This is a genomic window from Nostoc sp. (assembly GCF_036917635.1).
GTDB lineage: Bacteria > Cyanobacteriota > Cyanobacteriia > Cyanobacteriales > Nostocaceae > Nostoc.
The window spans coordinates 25,167-51,133 of the sequence record NZ_JBALCW010000023.1 but is presented as its reverse complement, the minus strand read 5'-3'; the positions used below and the strand labels follow the sequence as shown (position 1 = coordinate 51,133).

Genomic DNA, 25,967 nt, shown 5'->3' with positions numbered 1-25,967 from the left:
GGCATCCAATGAATATCCAACAGCTGCGTCAATCCTTAAAACAAAACTGGCTAAGTTACTATGAGCAAAATATTTCCTGGCTGGTCAAAATGCGAATTTGGGGTACTTATAATGGTCTGCGCCGTCCTTTGTCCGGTTTTATTTTGGCAACACTCTCTGTTTTAGAACCCCAGTTTGATGAAATACTTGCTTTTATGCTGGATCTGAATAACGATCCAGATAAAATAGTCGCTGCTTTAGGTCTTAACTTCAATCCCGATCAAGAGTTACGTTTAATAAAATCAGACAATTCTATGGCTATAAGCCAAGTTGAAAGCGAACCGCCAGATGAGAATCATTCTGAGGATAAATATCTCTCATCGGCTGTAACTGCCAGCAAAATTGCGCCTCATTCTCTTGCCAAGACTCTAGATTCTAACTTCTCACGCGCCGATGAACTTATGCCATTAATTACAGCTACCACTGAAGTAGTTCGCACAGGCAAACCGGAGTTGGTAGTAGCAGCAACTAAAATTTCTCCAGATACTCCGGCCAAAACGCCATCCTCCGGTTTGCTAAGGGAATATCAACCAGTACGCTGGCACTCTGGTCAGTTACCTTCAAAAGCATCGGCGACAATGACCAGTGAGTTTAACAGCAAAGCCAAAAATATGCCATCTATGGCATTAGCTACTGAGGTTAAAAGTAATGCCCCATCTGCCCGAATCCCTGTGGGCGCATCATTGGCAATTACCACTGAAATTAACAGTAATGGTAAACCAGTGCGATCGCCCCTTGGGCGGCTCCCTTCAGGAGCATCGCTAGCAATTACTACTGAGGTTAAAAGCAACGGCAAGCATCCGAATATTCAACCAGAAGATGTTAAGAGCAAAGCGAATCTAGCAACCACTAATGCCCGTAGTATAGCTTCTTGGGTAGATGAATTTTGTTACGGCGCTAGGGATAAAGAAGATGTTTTGACTTGAATTAGTTATGGGTAATCGTGAGAAACAAACGGGATTTCTATGACTTCACCTTCAGTTTCTCCCACTTTGACTTTCAACCCCACGCCACCAGCTTTAGTGCGAATGTAACCTAGTCCAAAGTAACCATCAGTGGTTTGGGTGTAACTGGTAAGTTTGCCGACCTTTTCATCTCCAACTGCGATCGCACTTCCAACTTCAGCAGGAGCATTGAGTTTTATACCTAAAAGGTGTTGTTTTACACCTTTATATGTATTTAATCGAGCAATAGTTTCTTGCCCAATATAGCAACCTTTATTAAAAGAAATTGTTTGCCACAAACCAACTTCCAGAGGATTGTAATCATCTGTGAGTTCCGCATCTGGGGCGGGGCGGCCTTGTAAAATTCGCAAAGCATCCCAGGCGCGATCGCTCATCTCTACCGCCCCAGCTTCTAACAATTTGTTCCACACCGAAGATTTACCAGTATATGGGAAAGTTAACGTGTATCCGGGAGCGGCTAACCCACTACCCACAGCAATCCGCACTCCTTCAGCCGCAGCGATCGTGTATACTTTGTGACTACCATAAGGTTGCCCAATCAGTTCGCCAATACCCAACTTTTCTAAAACAGCGTCGCTTCCTGGGCCAATCAGGCTGAAGGTATTGGTGTATTGTGTAATATCAGATAATTCCACCTTATCGGCATAGAAAATATATTTATCCAGCCATTCCATGAGATATTGGCGGCGGTTGGGTGAAACTAGCAAGATTACTGCATCTTCTCTAACGTAGGCGGTTGCTAAATCAATTGTTCTGGCTGTAGAAGTGACAAAAACCGTATCACAACCTTGTCCAGGCTTGAGTATTTGGAAATTGTTAGTACTTTGGTTGTGCAAGAAATTGAGGCGATCGTCGCCAGATACTTTGATGCGTCCCCAGGCGGTGCGATCGCATATAGCAACCCCAACTTTGGCGGCTTCGATAGCTGCTGCGTCTTTATCGTCAATTGTAGATGTTGGCATGGTGATGAGAAGTTGCCCTGTTTCAATGTTGTCGCACTGGAAATCTTAGCAAATAAGCGTTTGTGGCTTCAATACACCTCCGATTTTCTTCTAGCCTATAATTAAATCAAAAGAAAGTGCCGAACAATAAAAACTCGACAAGCAAACCTACAGTATGATTGGGGACAAGCACCAGATGTATCTGTGTTTTTTGGTCGCAGTGAAGAATTATTGCAGCTACGACACTGGATATTAGAAGAACGGTGTCGTTTAGTTGGACTGCTGGGAATTGGTGGTATTGGCAAAAGCACTTTAGCAGTCAAGTTGGGGCTGCAAATTCAAAGCGAATTTGAAGTAGTGGTGTGGCGAAGCTTGCTAAATGCACCACCAGTAGAGGAGCAAATAACAAACATCCTGCAATTTTTGCTGTGGGCGTTGCGAAAGGAGATGGTAATACCCGAAAGCTTTGATGGCAAATTATCAAAGCTGATGGAATGTTTGCAATCAAACCGATGTCTGCTGATTTTAGACAATGTTGAGACAATTCTCGCTGGTGGTCAAGCAGGGCAATGTCGTCCTGGTTACGAGGGATATGGTCAATTACTGAAGTGCATTGGCGAAGTACCTCATATTAGTTGCGTTCTGTTCACTTCTAGAGAAAAACCCAGAGAAATTGTACCGTTAGAAGGGGAAAGAGCAGAAGTGCGATCGCTCCCATTAAAGGGATTAAATCCTACCGAGGCACAACAGTTATTTCATCAAAAAGGACAATTCACGGGTACAGAACGAGAATGGCAATTACTCATCGAGCATTACGGGGGAAATCCCCTAGCGCTCAAGATGGTAGCAGCCGGAACCCAAGAGCTTTTTAATGGTAGAATTGCCCCTGTTTTAAAGTATGTGGAACAGGGGATACTAATTTTTGAGGACATTGGCGACTTGTTAGAACAACAATTCCAGCGTTTATCGGCAGTAGAAGAGGAAGTAATGTATTGGCTGGCAATTAGTCGAGAACCAGTATCCCTTACCCAGTTAGCTGCTGATATAGTGACATTTTATTTCAAGCGTCTCTGTACCTTTAGCAATTAAATCCCTGTTGCAAAGGTCATTAATTGAAAAAAGCGGTGAGCATTTTTTCCTGCTACCAGTGGTCATGGAATATACTAGACAGCGATGGTTTGAACAGGTTTGTCAAGAAATTAATGACACAGGAATCTGAAATACCCAAACTCCTACTTCTCACTCTCTTAGAGATTTTTGATTTGACTATGCTGTTCGAGTCGCTCGGCAATCCATACTTTTATAATTGATTGTCGGGTTACACCAATTCGCTCTGCTTCCCTATCGAGCGCTTCAATTACCCATAAGGGGAAATCAACATTTACCCGTCGCTGCTCGTAGCCAGGACGACGAATTGTAGAAAGGTCTAAGTAAGAGGTAATATCCTCTCCAGAGTCAAATTTTTCATCAAATTCTTCAGCCTTCATATATTTCTACCTCTTCATCTCTTGCTCGCCTTACTGATATTATTCGTACCCGATCTTCTCTGTATGTAATGACAGCAGACCAGTGCTTCCCATTTATAAGTCCAATTACAATAAACCTTGGTTCATCAATGTCACGAGCAGCAACTTCTACCCGGCTCATATCGCTCCACAGTTCTTGCGCCTCTATGAAATCAATACCATGCTTTACTTTATTTGAAGCACTTTTTTGCCCATCGAATTCAAATTCCATAGAGATAAGAGCATTAACATTAATCCTTAGAAAAGGGTATGCCTAGTATTGTTACATGATTTCATTTTGCATACTTTCACTGCCTTAGACCAGGCAACTTTAGCAAGTTAATTTCAACTTAAAGCTTTCATGAAAAAACAAAAGCTAGAACGCTACCTGACCATAGAACATCTTGTCCGGATGGCAAAAGCTCATGTCTTCGAGCAATTACGCCACAATCCATGACTTATGTATCAGCCCAGTTGCGGAAACTCATAATTGAACGAGCGAACCAAAGGTGTGAGTACTGCTTATTTCCTCAGAGTCGGCGTCGCACCTAATTTTCTCAACTTTCTGGCAATTTAGCAAACGCCTGCTTAACTAACTCTTTTGCCTTAGCATCCAAAGGCAGCCAATCCACTTCACCCAGTTCATCAATTAAACTACTATCAATATCAGCAGCTTCCTTCTCTGAGGTGTATTCAATAAAACATACCTGATAACACAATTCCCACAAATCGATACTCGCTTCTTGCTGTTGACGCTGCAAACGTAGATGATATCCTGGATGGGGCATCGGCAGACGAGCCAGAGTCTCTCTGATTTCATCCGCTTCTTTGGGTGTTGCAGTTTCCATTGCTTGCAACAACTCAGTCACCAATACTTTGATTTCATCAGTGGTGCTAGGCGGCCAAATCAAGACATCGTGGTAAGTTCCCGTCCAAGAAGATTCATCAAGCTGCTTGCGGATATTGTCGATAACGCGAATGAAAGCAGGCTGCATGAGGATTTCAGCCTGCTGCCATGCAACTGAGTTTGTTATTTTAGGTGGCATTGGTAGTAAACAGGGACACTAAAAGAAAAATAAACAGTCTGTGTTTATTAAAAAGCTGCGTTTTTAATCTAAATCTTTTCTCAAGATAGCGGATTTCATTGAAGAAAATTTGGAGATATTTATTACCAGCTGGAAAATTAGGTAATAATGGGGAGTGAACATGATAGGCAAGCTACTAGACCATCGTTACCAAGTAATTCGAGTCCTCGCAATGGGAGGATTTGGTCAAACCTACATAGCCCAAGATACTAGGCGGCCTGGCAATCCCCTCTGCGTTGTCAAGCACCTCAAACCCGGAACTGACCCCAGAGTTTTTGATACTGCTAAACGTCTGTTCAACAGCGAAGCCGAAACTTTAGAAAAACTGGGCAATCATGACCAAATACCCAGGCTGCTAGCATACTTTGACGAAAACCAAGAATTTTATTTAGTACAAGAATATATTGAAGGACATACCCTAGCTGAAGAACTTATATCTGGTAAGGGCTGGAATGAAAGCCAAGTAATTCAACTATTGCAAGAAGTTCTAGAAATTCTCGAATTTGTCCACCGCCAAGGCGTGATTCACCGCGACATAAAACCGGACAATATCATCCGCCGCGCCTCAGATAATAAGTTAGTTTTAGTAGACTTTGGGGCAGTAAAACAACTGCGTACACAACTGGTAACAGTGGGCGGACAACCCTCTGCCACAGTGGTTATTGGCACTCCTGGCTATATGCCCACAGAACAGGGGCAAGGTAAACCCCGTCCCAACAGCGATATCTATTCCCTTGGCATCATTGCTATTCAAGCATTAACAGGATTACAGGCAACAGAATTGCAAGAAAACCCGGATACGGGTGAAATCATCTGGGAGCAATCTGTAACCGTGAACTCTCGACTAGCGGCAGTATTGTCTAAAATGGTGAGTTATCACTTCAAAGACCGCTACCAAAACGCCACGGAAGCGCTGCAAGCATGTAAAGAGGCGATTATACCAGCACTTTCCCCACCTCAAGAATCTGCCAAAAATTCTAGTTACCAAGCAGTCAAATCCCAGCCTCAAGTATCTCGACTGCAAACTCTTGCAGTTGCACCAGCAAATCCTGTCTCCGCTAAACCTGCGCGTAAAGACTCTGAGAAATCCGACCCATGGCCGATATTAATTGCGATATTATTGGCAGGTGGTACGGCTGCTTTGGTAGCAAATATATCTCCAAGTGTGAAAAATTTAGCTTTGAATCTTACAGGTAAGGACACTACCTTAGCAAACAAATGCTCGGCTGTTGTCGTCAGAAATTCTAATATTCGTTCTGAACCTAGTTCGATAAATTCTGATATTGTGCAAACAGTTGGTGATCATAACACCAATTTCGAGGTGACTGGCAAACGGACAAAACAAGGTTGGATAGAAGTTAAACTTAACTCTGGTGATTTGGCTTGGGTACGCTCGTATGTGATAACCAATAATCAAGAATGGGGTTCTTGCCTGCGCGAAAAAGGCATTGCAACTAAGATTGTAGATGATAGTAGCTTGGTTGCGACTCGCTCGACTCCCAAGGGAAAACCAAAATCTAGCGATGTAATAACTGCATTACCAGAAAAGCCGAAGGGGTCAACTGACGATGCAGGGAAAACAGAGCGATCGCAGCCTACTGATAACAGTACCAATATTATAGAACAAGCAAGACAGAAGTATGAATCAGGAGATATAGTTAGAGCGATCGCACTTTTAAAATCGGTTCCAGCAAATGCCGCTTCTGGTATCAAAGAAACGGGTAAAATGATTGCCGAGTGGCAGCAAGATTGGACTAAGGCGGAGGCGTTATCTAATGAAATCAACAAAGCAATAGATGATGGTAAGTGGGATAAAGTTTTAGATTATAGAAACCATCCAGAAAAGTTGCCTAATACTAAATACTGGCGAAACAGAATAGAACCCTTATTTAAACAAGCAGCCGAAAATCTGGCAAAACAGGCACTAACTAAACTAGAAAATCAAGGTAATCAAAAGACTACCCAACATAAACTTCCCAATACTAACCAACCTGCCACTACAAAAAGTCCTAATGCTACAGAAACTCCAGAAAGTGGCTTTTAAACACTGTTTACCTCATTCCTAAAATTAGGCTTTGCCTCCTGAATTCGCGGCAATAATATCAACTTCGGGTAATTACTTATAATTAGGACTTACGCAAAAAAACTCTCTTTCCTCTTATTCCTCCGTGGCGCACCAGTTGCTTCAAGTCTCTTAACCCGCAAGGGCGCACTGGCTTCTCTGCGTCCTAATAAGGTTCGATTTTCCGTTCCTTGTGCGTAAGTCCTGATAATAAAAAACATTTCCAGGTTCTACCTGGAAACGAGATTTTAAATCGGTGTTAATCTGTGGTTTGATTTTCCCTACTAAGCTGTTCCACATTTAAATTGCATAAACTGGGCGGGCTTTTCGGCCTACCCCACAAGAGTTATATTTAATTGGATTATGCAAATTAGATGTTTTTTAGCTTAGTACAGCGCGGCGTAAATCAAGCTACAATTTTAAAACTTGCAAAAGCCTTGATATACAAAACTTTTGAATGCGTGAATGCGTGGCTTTTGACTTCCGCCTTGTGGTGTTACTGCATTTCGTCGTATTCTGGGGCTTCAACTCGTCTTGCTTCCATCCGCGAAGCAGGCAAAAACTCAGCACGACGTACTGGAACCAAGGGTGGTGTATTTCCTTGGTAAGGGTGAATTACTTGTACAGTACGGGCTGGACGCTGCCGTGGTGAGAATAAAGCCAATACACCAGCGACGACAACACCACCACCAATAGTGAGAGTTGCGCCTCCTACAGCCCAAAGCACGGGTGAAGACCACCAAGAATTTTGCGGCTGGAGTGCTGTTACTTTTTGTTGGTTATACTGCTGGGCTTGTTGCCACTGCTGCTGAGTATTAAAATTTTGAACTTGACCTTGGAGTTGTTGATTTTGCACCTTCAGCTGTTCATTGTCGTTTTTTAAACGTTCCAACTGCATCTGCGTGTTCAGCTTCTCCACCTCCAGACGCTGGTCAGCATTGGCAGCAGTGGGTGGCTGACTGGGATACATTGGTTGCCCATAAGGCCCATAAGGATACATTTGTGGCTGTATTCCCGGCGCTACTACAGCCCCTGGCATTTGCGGAGCAACAGCAAAGTTAGACTGTAGGGGGGTATTTGTTCCTTTAAGCAATACGAGAGCCGCCAGCCCAGCTACGGCAACCCCGCCGATAAACGCCATACTCTCACTCATCGCCTTTGCTCCTCAATTGCGACCTAATTATAACCATTTGTGACTGACTCACTCTCACACTCATAAATTATGCCTACTTGACTTCACATAATACTCAAACTATAAGCCACCCGGTCAGCTAGTTTTTTTACATCATGATATCTGATGTTAATATTCAAAACCATAACGGTCAAATTGTCTACCAAAAGCATAGAAAAACTACACTGTTATACTTTTTTTAATCTAGTTTTCCCGTCTAATCAAGAGGAGTATTTGTACTGGTGCTGTTGGTCTTGATGGCAGCCTTGAGACTTTGGCAAAATTGGGCGATCGCCGAAAGTCCCTGTTCTGGGGTACCTTCTGCTAACCGTTTCACAAAAGCGCTACCGACGATCGCAGCATCCGCGCCCCATTCCTGTACCTGACGGGCTTGTGCAGCTTCAGAAATACCAAAGCCTACACCGATGGGTTTATCACTAACACTACGAATTTGCTTGAGTAAATCAGACACGCGGTTTTCCAGTTGCGATCGCACCCCTGTAACTCCGGTGACGCTAACTAAATAAATAAATCCAAGCGATGAATGAGCGATCGCTTCTATGCGTTGGGCAGAACTGGTGGGCGCTACCAACAAGATTACGTCAATTCCCATCTCACTAGCTGGTTGGATCAACTCTGCTGCTTCTTCCAAGGGCAAATCTGGTACTACCAATCCCGCCACCCCAGCCGCCGCAACTAAAGAGAGAAATTTGTCAATTCCCCGGTGCAGAATTGGGTTGTAGTAGGTAAATAGGATAATAGGCGATCGCAATTTGGGAGTAATTTCTTGCAACATTTCTAGAACCTGCTCTAATTTCGTACCCCTTTGCAAGGCGCGAGTAGCAGCAGCTTGAATTACTGGCCCATCAGCCAGAGGATCGGAATAGGGTATACCCAATTCTATAATGTCGGCTCCACTACGATCTAGAATCTGCAACGCTTTTGCTGTTGTTTCTAAATCTGGATCGCCAGCAGTAATAAACGGAATTAAAGCGCACTCACCATTTTGCTTAAGGCTTTCAAAGCAATCAGAAATTGCAGTCATTAGTAATTAGTCATTAGTCAGTGGTTATTGGTCATTAGTCGTTGGTCATTTGTAACTAAACAAAGGACAAATAACAACTGACCAATGATAACTTTACACCTGAGATTGTTCTTCTTGTTCTATTTCGGCTTGAATTCGTGCTAGTTCTTCGGGACTAAGCTCATCTAACCGCTTTTGCAAAAAGTCTTGCTCATACTGTTCCCGTTGTTGATGGTAGGTCATTTTTTGTCCCACCGCGCGGAAAAAATAGGTGGCTAACCAGCCAACTAACCCACTGATTAGTAACACTTGGCTCCATATACCAGCTTTTTGATTATCCAAACCGACTAGCTGTAATCCTACATAAGCCAAGCCGCCAGCAATAAAAACGCCCAAGCCAATTCCAATAGCGTCAATCCGTCGCATGAGAGTTATGACCTACCAATTTAGTTAAACTTCAATTTGTCGCCGTTGGGGTCGAAAATTTAGAAACGGCGATAGAACCAATAAACCCGGAAAGAAGAAGAACACCAAAAAGTACATAAAGGTACGCTCGATGGAGGTAGCTACATACCAACGCTGCTTCAGGTACAGCAAAATAGCAATTGGGATTACCAGGAGGTAAGCTCCAGCCAAAATCAGATACAACAGGGCGACAATCATAAACTTTCAAGTCTTAAGCATCTGTTTTCCATCATAGGCTGAAGAGCGAAACTGAGGAAACTATAGTCATCATGCTTTCAATATAACTACCCCAAAATTCCTCTATGTCCAGATTGATTGACAAAAGGTAGTGTTATGCTATAATCTAAAATCTGCTGTCAAATAAATGCTCTAGTCAGACAAGATGGAAAACTCATCCAGATTAATTACGAGGAAACAAGGAAAACTTGCAACTCTAAAAAGCGATCGCTGAATCTGGAAAAAATATTTTTAATCTAGTTGGACAAAAGACACAATTGATGGTGGAATAGATGAGGAGGTATTTGCTGCCTCCAAAAAATAACTAGTTATGCTAGTTGGAAAACACCTGCGGGGGTGTGGCGGAATGGTAGACGCTACGGACTTAAATAATTGAGCCTTGAAGGAGAAATCCCTCAAGTGGAAGCTCTCAAACTCAGGGAAACCTAAATCTAGTGACAGACATGGCAATCCTGAGCCAAGCCCAAAAATTTTAGATTTGCGATTTTAGATTTGCGATTAGTCTACAATCCAAAATTCAAAATCGTTCGACTGAGCGAAGCAGAAGTCTAAAATCCAAAATTGAGGGAAGGTGCAGAGACCCGACGGGAGCTACCCTAACGTTAAGCCGAGGGTAAAGGGAGAGTCCAATTCTTAAAACCTGATGCTAAAACTATCAGGTAGCAGTGAAAACTGCGGGAGAATGAAAATCCGTTGACCGTAAAAGGTCGTGTGGGTTCAAGTCCCTCCACCCCCATTTGAGAACCGAAAATACTCCTATACCTTGTATAGGAGTATTTTTGCATAATGATAGATGAATACTTCTGAGGGACACGGTAATGCTCATTGGTGTCTACTTAACCTAAAAGTCATGTCCCTGGCTTACCTCACCCTCAATCCCTCTCCAATATATCGGAGAGGGATCGTGATAGAGAATGAAGTTTTGCATTTTATTTAATCCACGTTCCTAAGTATATACCTAAGAATCTTTAGTCTACTCAACTAGACTTTAGCTAAAAGCCAAAGAACTTTAATTCCAGGCGGGTGAGGAAGCCAACAGTTAAGCTTAAGCTGACACGTATGGATAATACCGTGTCTCTACCCATGTAGCTTATGCAAATAAAAATCGTTATAAGAGTAAGCAATTCCACTGGAGGATTTGATAAAGGATTAAACAATTTATGTTTAATCCTTTATTTATAGGCGGAGTTTATCAAATTTGTGTAAAAAGATTACTGAATATGTCAACAATAGATTGGTGCTACTGTTCACGCAAGTTAAGCTGATAATAATACCAACATTAAACCTTTTCTTTTTATCCTGATAACTGAAATGACCGCTAATAGTTTATCAATTAGTCAGGAATACCCCCTTTATATTACGTCTAACTTTAGACAGATAAATGTGCAATTTGCACAAGAAGAGGTTTATTCTTTCTTCATACAAATTGTCCATACAATGTCGCCAGATGAAGTTTTACGCGAATTTAAAGCTTTATTTCTAGATGGTCTTGATTCACAATTTTGTTATTCCATACCTGGGATATACAAGATTTTTTTAGATGACAAAGAAGATGATTTTCATAATACACTTAAGCGCTGTATATATATAATAATAAACAATTGGAAAACTAATAGAAAAGAAAAATATATCCAAAAACTAGTTAACTTGTTTGTTATTGTAGATTTAGAATTAAAACCAAATTATTTGCCAGCAATAAATATCTGTAAAAGCTGGCTTCATAATTTTATCAACAGCAAAGACTATCAAGAAATAAACCTATTTGCTGCTAAATATGACGAATTATCTAAAGGTCATTGGGCTAATCGTTACACTTCCTACTTATTAGTTGCTCAATCTGTTAATGATAATAATCCAAAAGAGCAACAAGAGGCTACCAGAAAGCTTTATAGACAGATAAAAGAAAAATTTAAGTTTGAACTAGCGATGTATATTGCTCGTTCTCAATCTGCCGCATCAAGCACAACACGCTACAAAAATCCTAGTGTATTAGGAGATAATGTTCTGCATTTAATAAAAGCAATTGTTTTAAAAAAAGGTATGTTTAGCCATGAGAATATTGCCAATATATTTATAAAGCAAACTCAAGAACAAACCCTTGAAGAATTTAAAAAAAGTATAGAAAAATATCTATTTTTCTCTGTAGATAATCAAGAATTAGTCAAGACTTTGCGGCAGCAGTTTGCCGAAACATTATCTTTATGGAAGAAAGATTATAATCAAGAAGTAATCACTAAAGAATTATTTTTGAGAACCTGTAATCGAGTGATTGATTGTTTGACAATAGAAAACGGCAAAGAACCTTCGTTGTTATTTATATTATTACTTAGCCAAGGTCACTCTTTCACATTGGTTATTATCCTCTTAAAGACTATTTTGATTTGTAGAAATTCTCGTAGGCATTTAGAGATTAAAATTGCTCATCTGATTCGTTATTACGAAAAATTTCCTGAAGATGAGTGTAAGTGGGTAATCAATTTTATGGAAATTTTTAATATAACGTTTGCAATTTACACAGAAAATGTAGAATATAACTTGATTAAGATGGAAGAAGAGCAAAGCAGTAATCCGCACTTAAATCTGGATGCTTATCGGGTGTTTTCACAGATGAAAGTAGATAAACAAAAATGAGTGTCGTTTGATTCATGATTTAGCAAGGCGTTCGTCTAACCAAGCTAAAGCAGCACCCGCAGTTTCAGCTAGAATACTAATGAGGCGATATAGAGCGATCGCACCAAATACTAAAGCAGATGGAAAATGGTGTCGTAAAAGTTCATACGCAGTCGCTTCAAACACACCTAACCCACCAGGCGCACCCGGAATCACAAGCCCCAATAACCAAGCGCAGCTAAAAGCCCCTAATAACAAAGGAATTTGATTCACATTCAACGAACCCAAGGCGAACATAGTTAATATAAACCCAGTGGCGCGTAGTCCCATAAAGCCCAATTCTCCTAACAAAGGGCGTAGGGGATAGCTTTTAAGACTCAAGGGAACAGTTGTCTCAGTGGTAGCAGCAGATTTTTTTGCTTTCAATCTGTAGAAAAAGCGAATAACGGGGTTTAAAAACCAAGGATGAATCGCACAAAGGACTACAGCTAAACTCAGCAATTGTAATATTTGTAGAACAAAAGTACTATTAGCTGCTGCAAATTGGCTACTGCATAAGACAATGATGATTAAAGCAGCCGTTAGCATGAGTAGGGGTTCTAGCAAAACGCTTAAGGTGGCTGCACCAGCAGAAACATTGGCATTTTTGGCGGCGACAATTCGCCCGTAGTAATGCCAGATATTACCTGGTAAATACTTAGCTATGTTCGTTTTTAGATAAACCTGGATGAACTGGCGAGGCGATACAGGTTGATTTAACTCTTGCAAAATCCAAGTCCAGATCCAGCCAGCCCAAGTATGTGCTAGTAAAGTGATGCCTGTAGCGATCGCCATAATTGCCCATCCTACCGCATCAATGCGGATAGCAGTCACTCCAATCCAATTATCCTTCAGAGCTTTCGCTAAAAAAAACAGCGTTCCGCCCAAAATTATCCAACTTAAAAATTGCTTCATGACGCAACCTATATTACTTTATTTTATATCTCTCTAGAGTTAGATAAAAATATTATTTTTGTAGTAATTAAAATGTAGCCTGCGCTAGAGGTCAAGTGGATTTTATTATTCATATCCTTAAAAAGGTTATCAAATGAGCGAACCAAAACAAGCACAAAAACTTGCTGACCACTCCAAAGATTCAGCAAAATCTGAACTTATTAATATTTTGGTAAGGAGGACTACGTGAACACTGTGAGACTATTCTTGAAAAAAATAAGATTGCGCCAGATAGTAACTATCTTTTTAGCTGGACTATTGTTGATAGTTAGCACTGCTTGTAGTGGGGCAAATGCTCAAGGTGCAAATCCACAAAATCCTGCTGTACAAGCTGGTGGAGCAAACAATCCTTATAAGAATGGAGGAGACAACTATACCAACAACAGATTGTCTACCGATCCAAAAATAGTAAATCCAAAAGCCAATCAGGGACGCGACCAAGCTAGCTTACAACCAAGTTCGGAATTGTTGATTGCTACAACAAATAGAAAATCCAAGATACTCTATCCTGGTGCTGAGACACCAGCAGGTCGAATCGAGAAAGAAGCAGAACTACCAATTATCACAGACAAGGACTTCCAAGAACCTGAACCAGGTGGTTTGATTCAGGATGAACCAAAGGTAGGAGAGCGGATTCAAGATCGGATTGAGACTGTAAAAGAGAATGTTGAAGAAGCTTCCGGCTTTTTGAAAGATAAGGGTGATGAAGCTGCTGCTAGACCGGAATTACAAAAAAATCCAGCAGTAGGCAGATAAAACTCTTATTTTTCTGAATGCCTTGGATGTAAAATTAATTGCAAATGCCATCTTGGTTGAAGTTTAACTTAGTCAGAAAAATGCAAGGAGTAGAAGTATGAAAAAAGCAATGAATTGGCTCAAAAGCATTCGTCCCTTGAAAGTTTTAACTGTTTTTTTGGCAGGAACATTTTTATTTGTGACCCAAGCTTGTAGTAGCCCAGGAATAGCAACAGAACCACCACAGCCTGAGTCACCTTATATTCAACGATACGATTCTACAAAAGATTATCCTCTCTCCTCTCCGGCTGGTGGGATGAATAATTTTAGTGATGTAGATCCCAGAGCGAAATTAGATGAAAAGGCAGCTAACGACAGAGCTGATGCACTGGCAAAAAATTCTCAAAAAAATATTGACCAGAAGGGAATTGACAGCCCAGAACAATATGGTCAAAATTACAAACAAGGTACATCCCTTGGTGAAAGAGTGAAGAACTTGGGTGAAGATATCGGCAGTTCAGCTAATGAATTGGGAGAAGGCGTAGTTAAGGGTACTCAACGAGGAATTGAAAATCTCAAGGGAAATACCCAGAATGCAACCGAAGGTGTGACAAAGAATGTTCAGCGTGGGGCTGAAGATGCTGGTAAAAATGTTAAGCGCACAGCTGAAGATGCAAGTAATGCAGTGAAGAAGGCTGTTGATTGAAATTAGACATCTCCGGAAATAAAATATCTGCAAAATGAAACCTTTGTAGAGACGCGAAATTTCGCGTCTCTACATTCTTTTTCGGAGATGTCTATTAGTTATTCAATCTGCTGCAAAAATATGAAAGCGCCCACAGAGTTTTGGGTGGGTAGGGGGGATTTATATAGCAATCCTATTTGAGTTGTGAAAAATATAGATTAGGAAACGAACCGCCAAGGACGCCAAGGACGCAAAGGAAAGAAAGAAGAAAGAGAGATATAATTTTCACGAATGATTTAGGACTGCTATATCATGTCCGCTTGATTGCTTTAGAACTTACGCAAACAATAGCCGAAACTTTTATTTTCAGGTAAGGGCAATTCATGAATTGCCCCTACAGCATGTATACTTATTAAATCCGAAGAACCCCAAAGAGCCAAAGCTATGCTTTGTCTCCCCTCATGGCAAGCGATGAGGGGGATTAAGGGGAGCCAGTGCCAATTACGCTGACATGATATGGTGCGCGGTCTACGATCGCACCCTTGAAGTAACAGCCTTTGTTAAACTGAAGCGATCGCTAATTAACCTGAGTTCGATTAACCCTTCCCTGACTGGATGATTTGCTGCTTCTGCCTTCTTCAACGATTTGGTAAAGTTTCTCTTCAAGTTTTTGCATACATGCCGACCAATCAAATTCGAGTATCGAGGGGCGAGCGTTCCGAGTCATATCTGCTTTCAAATCGGGATTTTCTAAAATCGCAATCACCTTTTGGGCGAAGTCTGTGGGGTTGTTGGGTTGGGCAAGAAAGCCGTTACGACCGGGAGATACCTGTTCTGAGGTTGAGGGTGCAATAACTGCAACCAGAGGGGTTCCAGACGCTAGCGCTTCATTATTTGTAGTGCAAAAGTTTTCCGTAATGGAGGGATTGACAAAGACATCCGCTCTGGCAAACCAACCTAAAAGTTCTGTACCGTGAGACTCGCCCCATACAGTAATACCCGATCCAAATTTTTCGGCCCGTTGACGAATTTCCTCATCTAGTGGGCCACTACCAACAATCACCAGATGAACATCAGGGATTTTGGCAGCGATGAGCGGAAATATATCAAGTAGTTGGTTGACATTCTTTTCTGGGGTGATGCGTCCAACAAATAAGAGAGTTGGTCGGTTGTCGTTAGGAATAGGGTTATAAGAAATGTTTCGCGGGTGAAATTTTTCGCAATCAATGCCTTGATAAGGGACATATTCGGCACGTTGGCATTTCAGTTCTTCGTATTTAGTGAGTTGTTCTTTAGAAGAAAAGTAATTGAAGTCATAAGACTCACTAAATTGCTTAACTAAAGCGGGGATGATGGGACGAACCAAATTAAAGAATTTATCCCCAAAGTAATATTTGATATATGCAACAATATCTGTATGGAAGAGTGATATTGTTGGCGTACCTGTTTTTCTTGCGTATTCGGTACCGATTGGGCGACCATAACCTTGCAAGAAAAATGAGTATAAACCTCTCATTTGCGCGGCTTCTTCAACTATGATAATATCAGGCTGGAATTTCTCCAGCAACTTGGTATCGCTCCAATATCGATAGTTCAACGGTTGAGGAAGAGACTTGTAAAATAGCAGTGGTTGTGTGGGGAATGCGTAAGCAGAGAAGTTGGAGAAAGACTGAATTTCATTTAAACCTGGCATCGGGCGATCGCCAACATTTTTGGGATAGCGATCGTTGATTTGTGGATGGATTAGAAAAACCTCATGTCCCTGCTCTAGCAACCAACGAACCCGTTGGTGGACTGCTACGGAAACTCCAGTTAAGAAAGGAGCGTATAATCCTGTAAACAGTGCAATCCGAAGTGGTTTCTTAGTCATAAAAAAAGGAATATTTCACAAAAATGCTGGTTTTGAATTTAGAACTGACGCAGAAAATGCTTCATCAACATCCTGATTATTCTGCTCACAAATTCCGACTAATACAGTTAGACTAAGGATTTACGCGTTTTCAACTATACGAAGTTATTCATTGTGAAGAGGATGTTTTTAAATCTGGATTAGAAGCTATCAAAACCTCCAAAATATTAAGCCAAAATTCCCCTTAATATATTTGTCTAAACCCTTGCCATTAATACGAATAGATTTTGGTAATTAACAAGCCAAAACGTGTATTTTGACAAAGGTTATAACTAAGATAGTTATACTAAATATAAGATTATATAATTTAAAGACTAGGGAATGTTTAGTGTAATAACTTTCATGCCCTAGTTCATATTTAACGATTTAGTTCAAAGAGAAACCTTGCTATCAATAGGCTGATCCAACCATTGATAAGGGCGATATTCAACTAGCCGGACATTCCAGGGGCCTTGAACCCGATAGGAAACACCGCGCCAAGTAACTGTTGAAACCCACAGGGATGATAGCATCGCTAACCCATAAACCCACTGTGTCAAGGGAATCGCAATCAACATTTTGATGATTGTAGCAACTGATAATTTTGCGTAGACGTGCAACGGCTTGCCGATAGGCATCGCCTGGTTATTAGAGCGAACCACTCGCTGTATCTCTAATTCCAACACGAGCATTATCAACAGTAACCCGACAGTATAAACTCCATAGCAGCCTAACAAGAGAGCCGCACCTTCCCATTTTGCCTCTAATAACGACTCAAGAATTAAAATGATGACTGTAGTCGGAAACAAAATGCTAGAAACAGCTTCACTAACTAAAGCTAACCAACGTGGGTGATACAGTCGAGAATACAGCATGAGGCGTTTAAGATAATCTATTAAGTTGAATAAATTAGTCTCTTCACGATTTACAATCAGCAGCGAAGGCACAAACTTTACCTGCAATCCCTGTTTTTTGAGGATGTCGTGCATCATAAAATCTTCGCCTAAAGCTTGTCCCCACTTATCTAGCAGTTCTGTTTGGCGAAGTACTTCTGTTTTCACAGCTAAAGTTCCACCCCAAGGAATTTGGAAGAGAAACATTTGCACAACAGTGGATACATTACCGGCGTAGCGTACTATAGATCCCCAATATTTACCTGTAGGTACATACCAACGATTACCCGTTGTTGCTCCTACTTTCGCATCCCCCAAAGGACTGACTAATTCTCGCAACCAATTTACATGCACTATAGTATCAGCATCTACTAAAGCAACCACTTTGTAAGAATCATCCAACTCACGGACAGCTTGGATTAAAGAACTGCATTTGAGACTACAATTGTTGCGTACTATTCTCAAAGGGCTGATTTGAACGTTAGTCGCTTCTTGCTCTGTGATGGTTTCACTGGCAATTTTCCAAGCGGGATCTTCGTGACTATCAACGATCAATTTTAAATCATACTGGGGATAGTTTTGATTTAGGAGCGATCGCAAACATCTAGGCAAAAACGGATCGGCTCCGCGTAAGCAAAGAATCACTGCTGTTTTGGGTAACTGCTCATCTGGTAATAATTTTTTTTTAGATGAGCGCAAATACCATATAAAGACAAGCGTTAAACACACCTGAATAACCAGCCAACCCATCAAAGACTTAGACAAAAATATCGCCAAATCTTCCATTAAATTTTTAGTCTCCGACAGAATAAGGGCTTGGGGACTGGGGATTAGGGATTAGGGATTAGAGATTAGGGATTAGGGATTAAGGATTAGGGATTGGGAATCAGAAATATCTTTCTTGTAGAGAGCCAGTTCCGAGTCCCCAGTCCCCCCACTCCCCACTCCCTACTCCCCACTCCTTTACGAATCCAGCGAATATTTCATGATGATGTTGATAGTTGTATTTTTGTTTACAACAAAACTGGCATCACGAAACTTTGGCGAACCTGTTTGTATAGACACAGTTGGATTTTTGGAAATCCCAAAACCTTCTTTAGGAATACCGAAAAAGTCTTTATTGAGTTTGCGATCGCCATTTTGATCGTCAACTACAGCGACAGCATAAGTTCCAGGCTTCAAACCGGTAAATTGTTTTTTTACAGAATTGCCAGTAATCTTAACGCAGCCACTTTGAGATCCATTAGAATTACTCATCGGAAATCCTTGTTCACTTGCGTAAACTCTGAAGCAAATCTCACCTTTTTGGTGATGTATTCCATTGACTACAACATTTAGTGTTGCAGTTGGCTCTGCATTCACTGTTTTAGCAAAGCTGATGCTCGCTAAAGTAGCAAGCAAAACATGACAAACTTGAGATAGTTTCAACATAGCTTTGTGGTGAATAATAGGTGATTCGTGGGTTAAGAAAAAGCTGTATTTACCAGCTTTGATTTTTTAACTTATTTGTTCAAAGTCTGACTTGCTGTTTTTTAATTGATGCTGCTTGCCAACCTTCCCAAAGTTTTTGCACCACCATTAGCAAATCTTTCAGCAGAAGATATTCTGTACCTTTTAACTGCTGATGTAAACTTCTATGACAACACAGCCGCTCATACAAACTCAAGGGACTCCGCCATATAGAGAGTACATACTCCCAAAGGATTCTCCAATGTGGCAATAAAATTTGTCCTTTCTTTGCTGAATCAAACCACACTGCATACGCATAAAAATCAGGCAGCATACTCAATGAGTGTTTTTTACTGTTGTTAGTAAACAACAAATAATTAGGGAAATACATACTCATTGATTGTTGTGGATGGCTTCTGGCAAAAAATAGGTATTCAGGAATTTCATAAAACCTACCGAGAATACCAAGTCTTAACAAGAGAATTCCATCTGCATTACCATAACCACCCATAGGCGGTATCCTTCTCAAGGCACTGGCGCGAATTACACCGTAACATTGATAACATAAATGTTTGGTCAGCAATTCGTGAAAACGTTCGTGTGGTTTTAGTGCATCTGCCTTGAGTTTGATATCGTAATTTTGGAGAAAACTCCCCTTTTCATCCATGAAATATGTCTGGGAGTGACACAAGATTATGGTAGGATCTTGGTCAAGCACCTCAATACACTTCTTGATAAAATCTGGAGCATGTAGATCATCATAGGCTGCCCACTTAAAGTACTCACCCGAAGACAATTTAAAAACTCGATTGAAGTTACGGGCGCAACCGATATTCTTGTCATTGCGGTAGTAACAAATACGTTGGTCTTTCTCGGCATAAGCTCTACAGATTTCTTCAGTTTTATCTGTAGATGCATTATCTGAAATAATTAGTTCAAAATCTTCAAAGGTCTGAGCCAAGAGTGAATCTATGGCTTCTTTGATAAATTTTTCACCATTATATACAGGTAACCCGATGCTCAATCGTGGCTGATTGCTACTCATATAAAACACGTATTCTAAAAAACTGTGGATTATTGCTTAATTGCAGATAATTGTTAGGCAGATGCAACGTAATAATCCAGAAGTCAGAAGTTAGAAGTCAGAATTTAGAATTTAGTAGGTTGGCTTGAGCTTAAGCGTTACCCAACAAAGCCTTGATAATGTTGGGTTTCGTTCCTTAACCCAAGCTACTATTCTAATCCTTATATTCTCCCTAAGTAGCTAGACAGTAGTTGCGCTGTCTTGCGCTAAAGCGCAACTACAAGCCAGTGATGATTATTTGCGCCCACTTACTTATTAGTCTGTCAGCTTTGAATTGAGGGTTAAACAAGTTCGTAGTAAGGACTTTAGTCCTTGTTTTCTACGCACGCTTTCTGCTTACTACAAACCCTCTTGCACTAGCTTGACCGAATAATTACTAATTCGTAATCACGAATGACGAATTATTTTGACTTTCGCCTTGCAGTACCACTTCCAAAAGACTATTTCATCAAACTTTGAATATCTGTTTTTTGCAGCCATTCGTGTGTTCGCTGCATTCCTGATTCTAGGTCAATTGTTGGTTTATAATTTAACAGATTTTGGGCTTTGACAATAGAACAAGCATAGGGACGAGTCATAAAATCTATAGACTCTGGTAAGATATCAACTTTTTTCCGAAAAAGTTTTTGTCCTTGAACACGTAGCTTTAGAAACAACTTGATTTCATCTTTCGATAATGAAAGGGGTGCTTGTAAACCTTCCATTGCTGCTAAACGCATAAAATATTCTTTCCAGGAAGTTTCTTGTCCGTCGGTGATATTGAATATTTCACCATAGGTTTCTTTTTCTATCGCTAGAAAGATGCCATCAATCAGGTTATCTATATATACATGATTAATCACTCCTTTAGCATCGTTGGCACAGGCAAATAATTTTTGACGCATCATCAGAATTGGTCTGACTATCCAGGGGATACTTCCTGGTCCATAAATATCTCCAGCCCTAATTACGATGATGCCAAAATCTGAGGGATTATTCAGTTCTAAAACTGCTTTTTCAGCTTCTATTTTAGTTTGACAGTAGGGATTATTTTCGCCAGAGAGGGGGCCCGATTCTGTAACACCATCAGGATAGTTGAAACCGTAAACCATCACACTAGATAGATGCACAAATGTTTTGACACCAGCCTGTTTAGCGGCTTTAGCCATGTTGACAGTACCGCCAACATTGATATCACGAAAATGGCTAATTGAGCCAGCTTCTTCGGCAATTTGCTCTGTATGTAAAACTATATCTATTCCCTGACAAGCCTTTTGAGCAATAGCAGAATCGCTGATATTACCAATAATTATCTCAACACCTAAATGCTCTAATTGTTTGTTCTTTTCTGGAGAAGTTTGTAGTCCACGAACCTTCATTCCTTGCGCTATTGCTAACTCGGCTGTACGCAAACCGACAAATTCATCAATTGCAGTAATTAGGAGAGTTTTATTGTTGAGGTTCATATCTGACGTATACCAATTTGAGATTTTGGATTAAAGCAAAAGCCTAGTAGCCCATCACACCAACGTTGATGGGTGAATAAGTTTGTAGTTAGGACTTTAGTCTTTGATTTGAGCGCTAAAGCGCTGACTACAAACCTAGTATTGTTGACTTTATAAACAGTAGACTGTAGCGAAATACCTACCTTTAAAAAGTTGCTGAGAGCAACTTGTCTTATTTAGAAAATATCTCCCGGATCTGCGGAGCGGAGTTTATTGATAGCAAGCGCACCTGAAGTTATACACATGAGAACTGTTGAAGTTAAGACAATCAGTGCATTATTTATGGTCATAAATATTGGTAATTTAGTTGCTTCTGCTGCAAAGCTATATAACAGAACAGAAGTAATAAATCCGGGGATATAACCTAAAATTGATAAAATCAAAGCTTGCTGAAATACCACGTTCAACAAATATCTATTGGCATAACCTATGGCTTTTAAAGTGGCGTAAGCAACGAACTGGGTAGCAATATTGCTGTAAAGAATTTGATAAACAATAACTACACCAACAACCGCAGCCATTGTCAACATCAAGTTAAGTATAAAACCAATCGGTGTTCTAACAGCCCAATATTTTTTCTCAAAATCAATGAAACCTTGACGTGTAAAAATTTGGACATCATTCGGCAAAGTTGCTTGCAAATTTTTTAGTACTGTTTCTGGATTAGTACCAGGTTTGAGGGAAATCAAACCGATATCTATCATATCTGCCGGACGACTATTGGGATTTATCCTCAAGAAAGTTGAGTCACTGACAAGTAAATTCCCGTCTACCCCAAAGGAAGGCCCTAAGCTAAATAAGCCACCAATTCTAACTCTATAGCCAATTAATGAATTGAAGGGAAATATTTCAATTGTCTGTGCAGTATCTCCCGCATTAAATTTTTGAGCTATTGGGCCAAACTCTGGGCGAGAACTCCGGTCAAAAAACACGACATCGGGAATTTTCAGTTTATCTAAATTTTTCTCAACTTCTGGGAGATTTATCACAGGTCTACCTGGATCGAAACCAATAACGTATATTGAATATTTCTCACCAGTTGCTGGATTTTTCAGTTTGGCAAATTGCAAATACATGGGGTTAACTGACTCTACGCCATCAAACCCCAGAGATTCGTACAAACGAGTCCGCGAAAAACTTTGATTTGAGGTCAAAGATTTATATTGAGAACTAACTAAAAATAAATCTCCTTTGAGATTCTGATGTACTGCGGTCGCACTTGAATAGAGAGCATCTTGAAAACCAAGTTGCACAAACATTAGCAGCACAATAAAACCAATCCCAGCGACAGCTACTACTAAACGAACTTTTTGCTGGGCTAGCTGTAGCCATCCTAAAGGAATTTTGAAAATCATGGATTTATTTGTTATTTGTCATTTGTTATTTGTGAATGACCAATATCCCATCCCCAATGACTAAATATGAATGCCTACATCTACCTGTAAGTTGGTGAAACGAGCAACCTTTTCACTATCTGCGGGACTATCGATAGAGATTTTAACTTCAATTATTCTGCGGTCTGTATCTGAGCCAGGGTTTAGGCTGAAGATGTTTTGCTTGTCAACTTGCCAACCAATCTCTTTTACAGTTCCTTTTATTGTTCCAGTAAATGCAGTGCTGGTAATTGTGGCTTTTTGTCCTACACGCACTTTTTGAACATCGGTTTGATACACCTCTGCAATCACATACATTTGAGATGTCTTACCTATCTCAGCAAATCCTCTGGTGGTGCTGATTACTTCTCCGGTTTTGGCGTGAATTTTCAAAATTTTGCCATTTATAGGAGATTTGATGTAACTTAAATCCAAGTCGGCTTTTGCTTGTTGAACAGAAGTTGTTGCACTGTTGACTTCGGTTTGTGTTACCTGAACATCTACACTACGCACTTCACTAATACTAGTGAGTTGCGCTTGTGCTTGCTTGCGTTGTTCTTGGTAGGTGTCTTGAGTCCGTTTGAGGGTGGCTTGGGCTTCTGTTAGCTGCTGTTGTGTAGTCTTGAGTTGCAAAGCTTTGGTATCTGCTACTGAAGCCGCGATCGCACCTTGTCTATATAATTGCTGGTAGCGATCGTTTTCGGATTGAGCGTTGTCTACTTCCGCCTGGATACGGGCGATTGTCGCCTGTTGGGTGGCAACGTCTCCTTTATATTGTGGCTCTAAACGGGCGATCGCTGCCTTTTGAGCATCGACATCTCCGGTTTTCGCTCCAGATTTCACCTGCGCTAGTTTAGCTTTGGCAACTTGCAGTTGGTCTAAAGCTTGTTGCAATGCGGTTCTAGAACGACCATAATTTTCTAGATATGCCAGTACTTGCCCTGCTTTAACCGTATCGCCTTCTTTTACCAACAGTCTTTCTACTCGTACCCCGTTATTAGAAGCGGGAGCAGTCAAAGAAGTAACTTCGCCTTCTGGTTCTAAACGTCCCAAGGCTGTCACAGCAAGTTTCACAGGAGTGGCAGCTTTTGGAGGATTCGCTTGTGGTGTCACAACTTTCGGTTTAGACCAAAACGGTATCAAACTATAAAAAGCTATTAATCCCGCCGCCAAGGTGAGAGAAGCTGCTAAAATTACTTGCGATCGCCCTACGGGTTTTGTGAATAATCGGCTTTCTTTATTTACTGCCATATTTTCATTCCAATTCTGTTTTCTAGGGGATAGCCTGGTTATATTTAGTTGCTTAGATATAGACTCATCCGCAAATTACCAAGAGGGCTTTTCCTCTAAGATTTCTACCTTAATAAAGTACATGGGTCTAAATTGGTTTTATATCAATTGTTGTACGCTTTTGCCGCCAAAACTCACTATTGGGGCGTGAAAATTAATGGTGGTGTTACTTCAAAGCTTCCTAAGTTATATCCTAATTTGACATCTAATCCCGTAGCGTAAAATACAATAGCGATAGCCAGAAAATTTAACTCTCAAGAACAACGAAGCGTTGGTAAAAATGAACTCAAAAATTAGATAAACTTGTCATTTAGTATGACAACAAAATATAATTTTGTCAAGTACTTTAATTTGTATAAGTCATGATTATCTAACTAAAATATTTCATCACAGTCTGATTATAAACTGAATAAATTTACTCATTACTAATTCCTTGCCTAGTAATTTAATCTCAACATATAGTTAGTTCTTAAGCATGTTTAATATTACTAACAGATTATTCTTAGGAAGGTTGTGTACTATTAGACATTATTATCAGCTTTCTTCATAGTAATTAAAAGCATGAAGCGATACCTTTGGTGCGTTACGTCAACGCATATCTAAAAATACACGAGTATACTGTGAGGGAAGTTTATTTACTTTTAACAAGGGGTCAATCCCTTGTAATTACCAACATACTTGTAAATTTTCTGCTTCGTTGTCATCCCGCTTTGGAATAAATTCCTCAAAAGTCCTCCAAAACCTCACCCTGTCCTGGCCGACATCCCTCTCCAAAGCATCGGAGAGGGACAGGTGAAAGCGTAGCAGAACCAGGGTAAGGTTTTTTCTGCTGCTCCGATAAACCCACAATTACCTTGAGAAAGACTTGTGTGTACACCGTAGCCCATCATCTGGGAGAGGGGAGACATAATTCTAGTTCCCCCTCTCCCAAATGATGGGATTTGGGGTTAGGGGATGAGGGCTATCAAGGTTTTTGCACCTGACGGGATGCTCCCCTCTTTTAAAGGGTGTAATCATAATTATGTTTATCAAGGAACATACTAAAAATTAACATTTGCTTTATAAATAACCGCTTTGCGTCTTAACTTGACTTATATTGAAAAATAACCCAAAACTTTGATTCAATTATGATGTTTATCTGAGAAAACATACTTATGGTTATTCAATTTATCTATGTATTCATGGAATTGTTATTTACTAGACAACAGATTTGCATTGTTAACTTAATCCAGCAGAAATTTTTGGCTAACCCGTAGATAACAAAATATCTTACACAATTATATAGTCATAAATTATACTTTAGTGCTGAATTTTAGTAAGGATTCAGATCGGTAATAGTGGAAGTTTCTTTATAAAATAAGTTTAAAGGAATGATTTAGTTTCTGTAAAGTATGCTAGTGTTTTTATTAATTCCATGCTTTAAAGTGGTTAGAGAAACTAGTTATTTAACTTAAATTTTGAAATTAAAAATAACTAGAGATAACTGCTTTTTTCTCACCTGTTTATCGTTTAAGTACTTTTTCAAGTTGCATAAATTCGGATTAAAGGTGGTGTCTTTTGTGTAACTAAATTGTCAACTTTCCTGGTTAAAATAGCATAAAATATATTATCCCAGACGTTGAAACTGGCTATGACATTGAACAAGGTACAGAACGTTGTCATTAATAATAGCTATGTTGCTGTGATTAGCCTAGATAATCAAACGGTTTTGGGTGAAAAAACGTTTCTGTTCTCTTAGCTACTCCTCAGTTCCCTTCACTCCAGTAGGATACCATTACTCAAAATCTTTACCATTACAAATGGATTAAATTCACAGGTCAAGCAGGTATTACACTCCAAGACTATTTTACCAGTTTTAACAACGTCATCGAACTATTGCCACAACATCAATAATCTAGCGTTGCATAACATTTTTTTGCGATCGCAGTGTGCCAAAGTCGCCTAGAAACATAAGGCTTTACCCCGGCAGTATGTATCGTATGGTGTTGA

General features: G+C 40.2%; 23 protein-coding genes and 1 pseudogene. 7 read left to right on the top strand and 17 right to left on the bottom strand.

Annotated features, from left to right (window positions below; all coding sequences use genetic code 11):
* Positions 1-8: 8 nt before the first annotated feature.
* Positions 9-965 carry a DUF5331 domain-containing protein gene (locus V7K32_RS07435; RefSeq protein ID WP_334991723.1) on the top strand — a complete coding sequence of 319 codons (957 nt, stop codon included), beginning with the start codon at positions 9-11 and terminating at the stop codon, positions 963-965.
* 5 nt (positions 966-970) lie between these two features.
* Here V7K32_RS07435 and ygfZ read toward each other — a convergent pair whose 3' ends face one another.
* The gene (ygfZ, locus tag V7K32_RS07430; protein WP_334991721.1) at positions 971-1,966 is read right to left on the bottom strand and encodes a CAF17-like 4Fe-4S cluster assembly/insertion protein YgfZ; all 996 of its coding nucleotides are present in this window, start codon (positions 1,964-1,966) and stop codon (positions 971-973) included.
* 183 nt (positions 1,967-2,149) lie between these two features.
* On the opposite strand from ygfZ, the gene V7K32_RS07425 reads away from it, so the two are divergent.
* Complete coding sequence (locus V7K32_RS07425) at positions 2,150-3,034, top strand: NB-ARC domain-containing protein (RefSeq protein WP_334991719.1); 885 nt, start codon at positions 2,150-2,152, stop codon at positions 3,032-3,034.
* A 158-nt stretch (positions 3,035-3,192) separates the two neighbouring features.
* On the opposite strand, the gene brnA is transcribed toward V7K32_RS07425, so the two are convergent.
* The 3 genes from brnA to V7K32_RS07410 all read right to left on the bottom strand — a co-directional run bounded on the left by brnA (position 3,193) and on the right by V7K32_RS07410 (position 4,496).
* Entirely contained in the window at positions 3,193-3,432 is a 240-nt protein-coding gene (gene brnA / locus V7K32_RS07420; protein ID WP_334991717.1) for a type II toxin-antitoxin system BrnA family antitoxin, read from the bottom strand.
* Positions 3,422-3,682: a BrnT family toxin gene (locus V7K32_RS07415; RefSeq protein WP_334991715.1), complete on the bottom strand. Its 261-nt coding sequence runs from the start codon at positions 3,680-3,682 to the stop codon at positions 3,422-3,424. Before V7K32_RS07415 ends, brnA begins: the two co-directional genes overlap by 11 nt.
* Positions 3,683-4,007: 325 nt before the next feature.
* On the bottom strand, positions 4,008-4,496 hold the full coding sequence (locus V7K32_RS07410; protein ID WP_334991713.1) for a hypothetical protein: 489 nt from the start codon (positions 4,494-4,496) through the stop codon (positions 4,008-4,010).
* Between the two features lie 160 nt (positions 4,497-4,656).
* Between V7K32_RS07410 and V7K32_RS07405 the strand changes: the two genes are divergently transcribed.
* A complete protein-coding gene (locus V7K32_RS07405; protein WP_334991711.1) occupies positions 4,657-6,579 on the top strand; it encodes a serine/threonine protein kinase in 1,923 nt (640 codons plus the stop codon).
* 514 nt (positions 6,580-7,093) lie between these two features.
* On the opposite strand, the gene V7K32_RS07400 is transcribed toward V7K32_RS07405, so the two are convergent.
* From V7K32_RS07400 to ndhL, 4 genes are all read right to left on the bottom strand, one after another.
* Positions 7,094-7,750 carry a heterocyst differentiation related protein gene (locus V7K32_RS07400; protein ID WP_334991709.1) on the bottom strand — a complete coding sequence of 219 codons (657 nt, stop codon included), beginning with the start codon at positions 7,748-7,750 and terminating at the stop codon, positions 7,094-7,096.
* A gap of 235 nt (positions 7,751-7,985) precedes the next feature.
* Positions 7,986-8,813: a tryptophan synthase subunit alpha gene (gene trpA / locus V7K32_RS07395; RefSeq protein WP_334991707.1), complete on the bottom strand. Its 828-nt coding sequence runs from the start codon at positions 8,811-8,813 to the stop codon at positions 7,986-7,988.
* Between the two features lie 93 nt (positions 8,814-8,906).
* Positions 8,907-9,218, bottom strand: a complete 312-nt coding sequence (locus tag V7K32_RS07390; protein ID WP_069069199.1) for a DUF3007 family protein — start codon at positions 9,216-9,218, stop codon at positions 8,907-8,909.
* Between the two features lie 24 nt (positions 9,219-9,242).
* Positions 9,243-9,455 (bottom strand): NAD(P)H-quinone oxidoreductase subunit L, encoded by a 213-nt coding sequence (ndhL, locus tag V7K32_RS07385; protein ID WP_100900242.1) that lies wholly within the window; start codon positions 9,453-9,455, stop codon positions 9,243-9,245.
* Between the two features lie 1,350 nt (positions 9,456-10,805).
* Here ndhL and V7K32_RS07380 point away from each other — a divergent pair.
* Complete coding sequence (locus V7K32_RS07380; protein ID WP_334991704.1) at positions 10,806-12,125, top strand: hypothetical protein; 1,320 nt, start codon at positions 10,806-10,808, stop codon at positions 12,123-12,125.
* Between the two features lie 12 nt (positions 12,126-12,137).
* Here V7K32_RS07380 and V7K32_RS07375 read toward each other — a convergent pair whose 3' ends face one another.
* Positions 12,138-13,058, bottom strand: coding sequence for a lysylphosphatidylglycerol synthase domain-containing protein (locus V7K32_RS07375; RefSeq protein WP_334991702.1), 921 nt, complete (start codon positions 13,056-13,058; stop codon positions 12,138-12,140).
* A 225-nt stretch (positions 13,059-13,283) separates the two neighbouring features.
* Between V7K32_RS07375 and V7K32_RS07370 the strand changes: the two genes are divergently transcribed.
* The gene (locus V7K32_RS07370) at positions 13,284-13,853 is read left to right on the top strand and encodes a DUF6658 family protein (protein ID WP_334991700.1); all 570 of its coding nucleotides are present in this window, start codon (positions 13,284-13,286) and stop codon (positions 13,851-13,853) included.
* Between the two features lie 97 nt (positions 13,854-13,950).
* Positions 13,951-14,538 (top strand): hypothetical protein, encoded by a 588-nt coding sequence (locus V7K32_RS07365; RefSeq protein ID WP_334991698.1) that lies wholly within the window; start codon positions 13,951-13,953, stop codon positions 14,536-14,538.
* A 556-nt stretch (positions 14,539-15,094) separates the two neighbouring features.
* On the opposite strand, the gene V7K32_RS07360 is transcribed toward V7K32_RS07365, so the two are convergent.
* The 8 genes from V7K32_RS07360 to V7K32_RS07325 all read right to left on the bottom strand — a co-directional run bounded on the left by V7K32_RS07360 (position 15,095) and on the right by V7K32_RS07325 (position 24,886).
* On the bottom strand, positions 15,095-16,387 hold the full coding sequence (locus tag V7K32_RS07360; RefSeq protein WP_334991696.1) for a glycosyltransferase: 1,293 nt from the start codon (positions 16,385-16,387) through the stop codon (positions 15,095-15,097).
* A gap of 410 nt (positions 16,388-16,797) precedes the next feature.
* Positions 16,798-18,084 (bottom strand): glycosyltransferase, encoded by a 1,287-nt coding sequence (locus V7K32_RS07355; protein WP_334991694.1) that lies wholly within the window; start codon positions 18,082-18,084, stop codon positions 16,798-16,800.
* A 177-nt stretch (positions 18,085-18,261) separates the two neighbouring features.
* Positions 18,262-18,729 carry a DUF2141 domain-containing protein gene (locus V7K32_RS07350; RefSeq protein ID WP_334991692.1) on the bottom strand — a complete coding sequence of 156 codons (468 nt, stop codon included), beginning with the start codon at positions 18,727-18,729 and terminating at the stop codon, positions 18,262-18,264.
* Positions 18,730-18,808: 79 nt separating this feature from the next.
* Positions 18,809-19,792 carry a glycosyltransferase family 2 protein gene (locus V7K32_RS07345; RefSeq protein WP_334991690.1) on the bottom strand — a complete coding sequence of 328 codons (984 nt, stop codon included), beginning with the start codon at positions 19,790-19,792 and terminating at the stop codon, positions 18,809-18,811.
* Positions 19,793-20,271: 479 nt separating this feature from the next.
* A complete protein-coding gene (locus V7K32_RS07340; RefSeq protein WP_334991688.1) occupies positions 20,272-21,276 on the bottom strand; it encodes an NAD-dependent epimerase/dehydratase family protein in 1,005 nt (334 codons plus the stop codon).
* Between the two features lie 215 nt (positions 21,277-21,491).
* Positions 21,492-22,670, bottom strand: a complete 1,179-nt coding sequence (devC, locus tag V7K32_RS07335) for an ABC transporter permease DevC (protein ID WP_334991686.1) — start codon at positions 22,668-22,670, stop codon at positions 21,492-21,494.
* A gap of 60 nt (positions 22,671-22,730) precedes the next feature.
* Positions 22,731-23,939, bottom strand: a complete 1,209-nt coding sequence (locus tag V7K32_RS07330) for an ABC exporter membrane fusion protein (RefSeq protein ID WP_334991684.1) — start codon at positions 23,937-23,939, stop codon at positions 22,731-22,733.
* Between the two features lie 782 nt (positions 23,940-24,721).
* Positions 24,722-24,886 (bottom strand): hypothetical protein, encoded by a 165-nt coding sequence (locus tag V7K32_RS07325; RefSeq protein WP_334991682.1) that lies wholly within the window; start codon positions 24,884-24,886, stop codon positions 24,722-24,724.
* 722 nt (positions 24,887-25,608) lie between these two features.
* On the opposite strand from V7K32_RS07325, the pseudogene V7K32_RS07320 reads away from it, so the two are divergent.
* Positions 25,609-25,871: pseudogene (locus V7K32_RS07320) on the top strand (hypothetical protein).
* The last annotated feature ends 96 nt before the right edge of the window (positions 25,872-25,967 follow it).

Coding starts and splice junctions, on each gene's coding strand:
- V7K32_RS07410 (WP_334991713.1), bottom strand. CDS start 4,496: ATGCCACCTAAAATAACAAACTCAGTTGCATGGCAGCAGGCTGAAATC.
- ndhL (WP_100900242.1), bottom strand. CDS start 9,455: ATGATTGTCGCCCTGTTGTATCTGATTTTGGCTGGAGCTTACCTCCTG.
- V7K32_RS07355 (WP_334991694.1), bottom strand. CDS start 18,084: ATGGAAGATTTGGCGATATTTTTGTCTAAGTCTTTGATGGGTTGGCTG.
- V7K32_RS07330 (WP_334991684.1), bottom strand. CDS start 23,939: ATGGCAGTAAATAAAGAAAGCCGATTATTCACAAAACCCGTAGGGCGA.
- V7K32_RS07415 (WP_334991715.1), bottom strand. CDS start 3,682: ATGGAATTTGAATTCGATGGGCAAAAAAGTGCTTCAAATAAAGTAAAG.
- V7K32_RS07400 (WP_334991709.1), bottom strand. CDS start 7,750: ATGAGTGAGAGTATGGCGTTTATCGGCGGGGTTGCCGTAGCTGGGCTG.
- V7K32_RS07365 (WP_334991698.1), top strand. CDS start 13,951: ATGAAAAAAGCAATGAATTGGCTCAAAAGCATTCGTCCCTTGAAAGTT.
- V7K32_RS07375 (WP_334991702.1), bottom strand. CDS start 13,058: ATGAAGCAATTTTTAAGTTGGATAATTTTGGGCGGAACGCTGTTTTTT.
- V7K32_RS07380 (WP_334991704.1), top strand. CDS start 10,806: ATGACCGCTAATAGTTTATCAATTAGTCAGGAATACCCCCTTTATATT.
- devC (WP_334991686.1), bottom strand. CDS start 22,670: ATGATTTTCAAAATTCCTTTAGGATGGCTACAGCTAGCCCAGCAAAAA.
- V7K32_RS07340 (WP_334991688.1), bottom strand. CDS start 21,276: ATGAACCTCAACAATAAAACTCTCCTAATTACTGCAATTGATGAATTT.
- trpA (WP_334991707.1), bottom strand. CDS start 8,813: ATGACTGCAATTTCTGATTGCTTTGAAAGCCTTAAGCAAAATGGTGAG.
- V7K32_RS07390 (WP_069069199.1), bottom strand. CDS start 9,218: ATGCGACGGATTGACGCTATTGGAATTGGCTTGGGCGTTTTTATTGCT.
- V7K32_RS07360 (WP_334991696.1), bottom strand. CDS start 16,387: ATGACTAAGAAACCACTTCGGATTGCACTGTTTACAGGATTATACGCT.
- V7K32_RS07325 (WP_334991682.1), bottom strand. CDS start 24,886: ATGTCTCCCCTCTCCCAGATGATGGGCTACGGTGTACACACAAGTCTT.
- V7K32_RS07350 (WP_334991692.1), bottom strand. CDS start 18,729: ATGTTGAAACTATCTCAAGTTTGTCATGTTTTGCTTGCTACTTTAGCG.
- V7K32_RS07345 (WP_334991690.1), bottom strand. CDS start 19,792: ATGAGTAGCAATCAGCCACGATTGAGCATCGGGTTACCTGTATATAAT.
- ygfZ (WP_334991721.1), bottom strand. CDS start 1,966: ATGCCAACATCTACAATTGACGATAAAGACGCAGCAGCTATCGAAGCC.
- V7K32_RS07405 (WP_334991711.1), top strand. CDS start 4,657: ATGATAGGCAAGCTACTAGACCATCGTTACCAAGTAATTCGAGTCCTC.
- brnA (WP_334991717.1), bottom strand. CDS start 3,432: ATGAAGGCTGAAGAATTTGATGAAAAATTTGACTCTGGAGAGGATATT.
- V7K32_RS07435 (WP_334991723.1), top strand. CDS start 9: ATGAATATCCAACAGCTGCGTCAATCCTTAAAACAAAACTGGCTAAGT.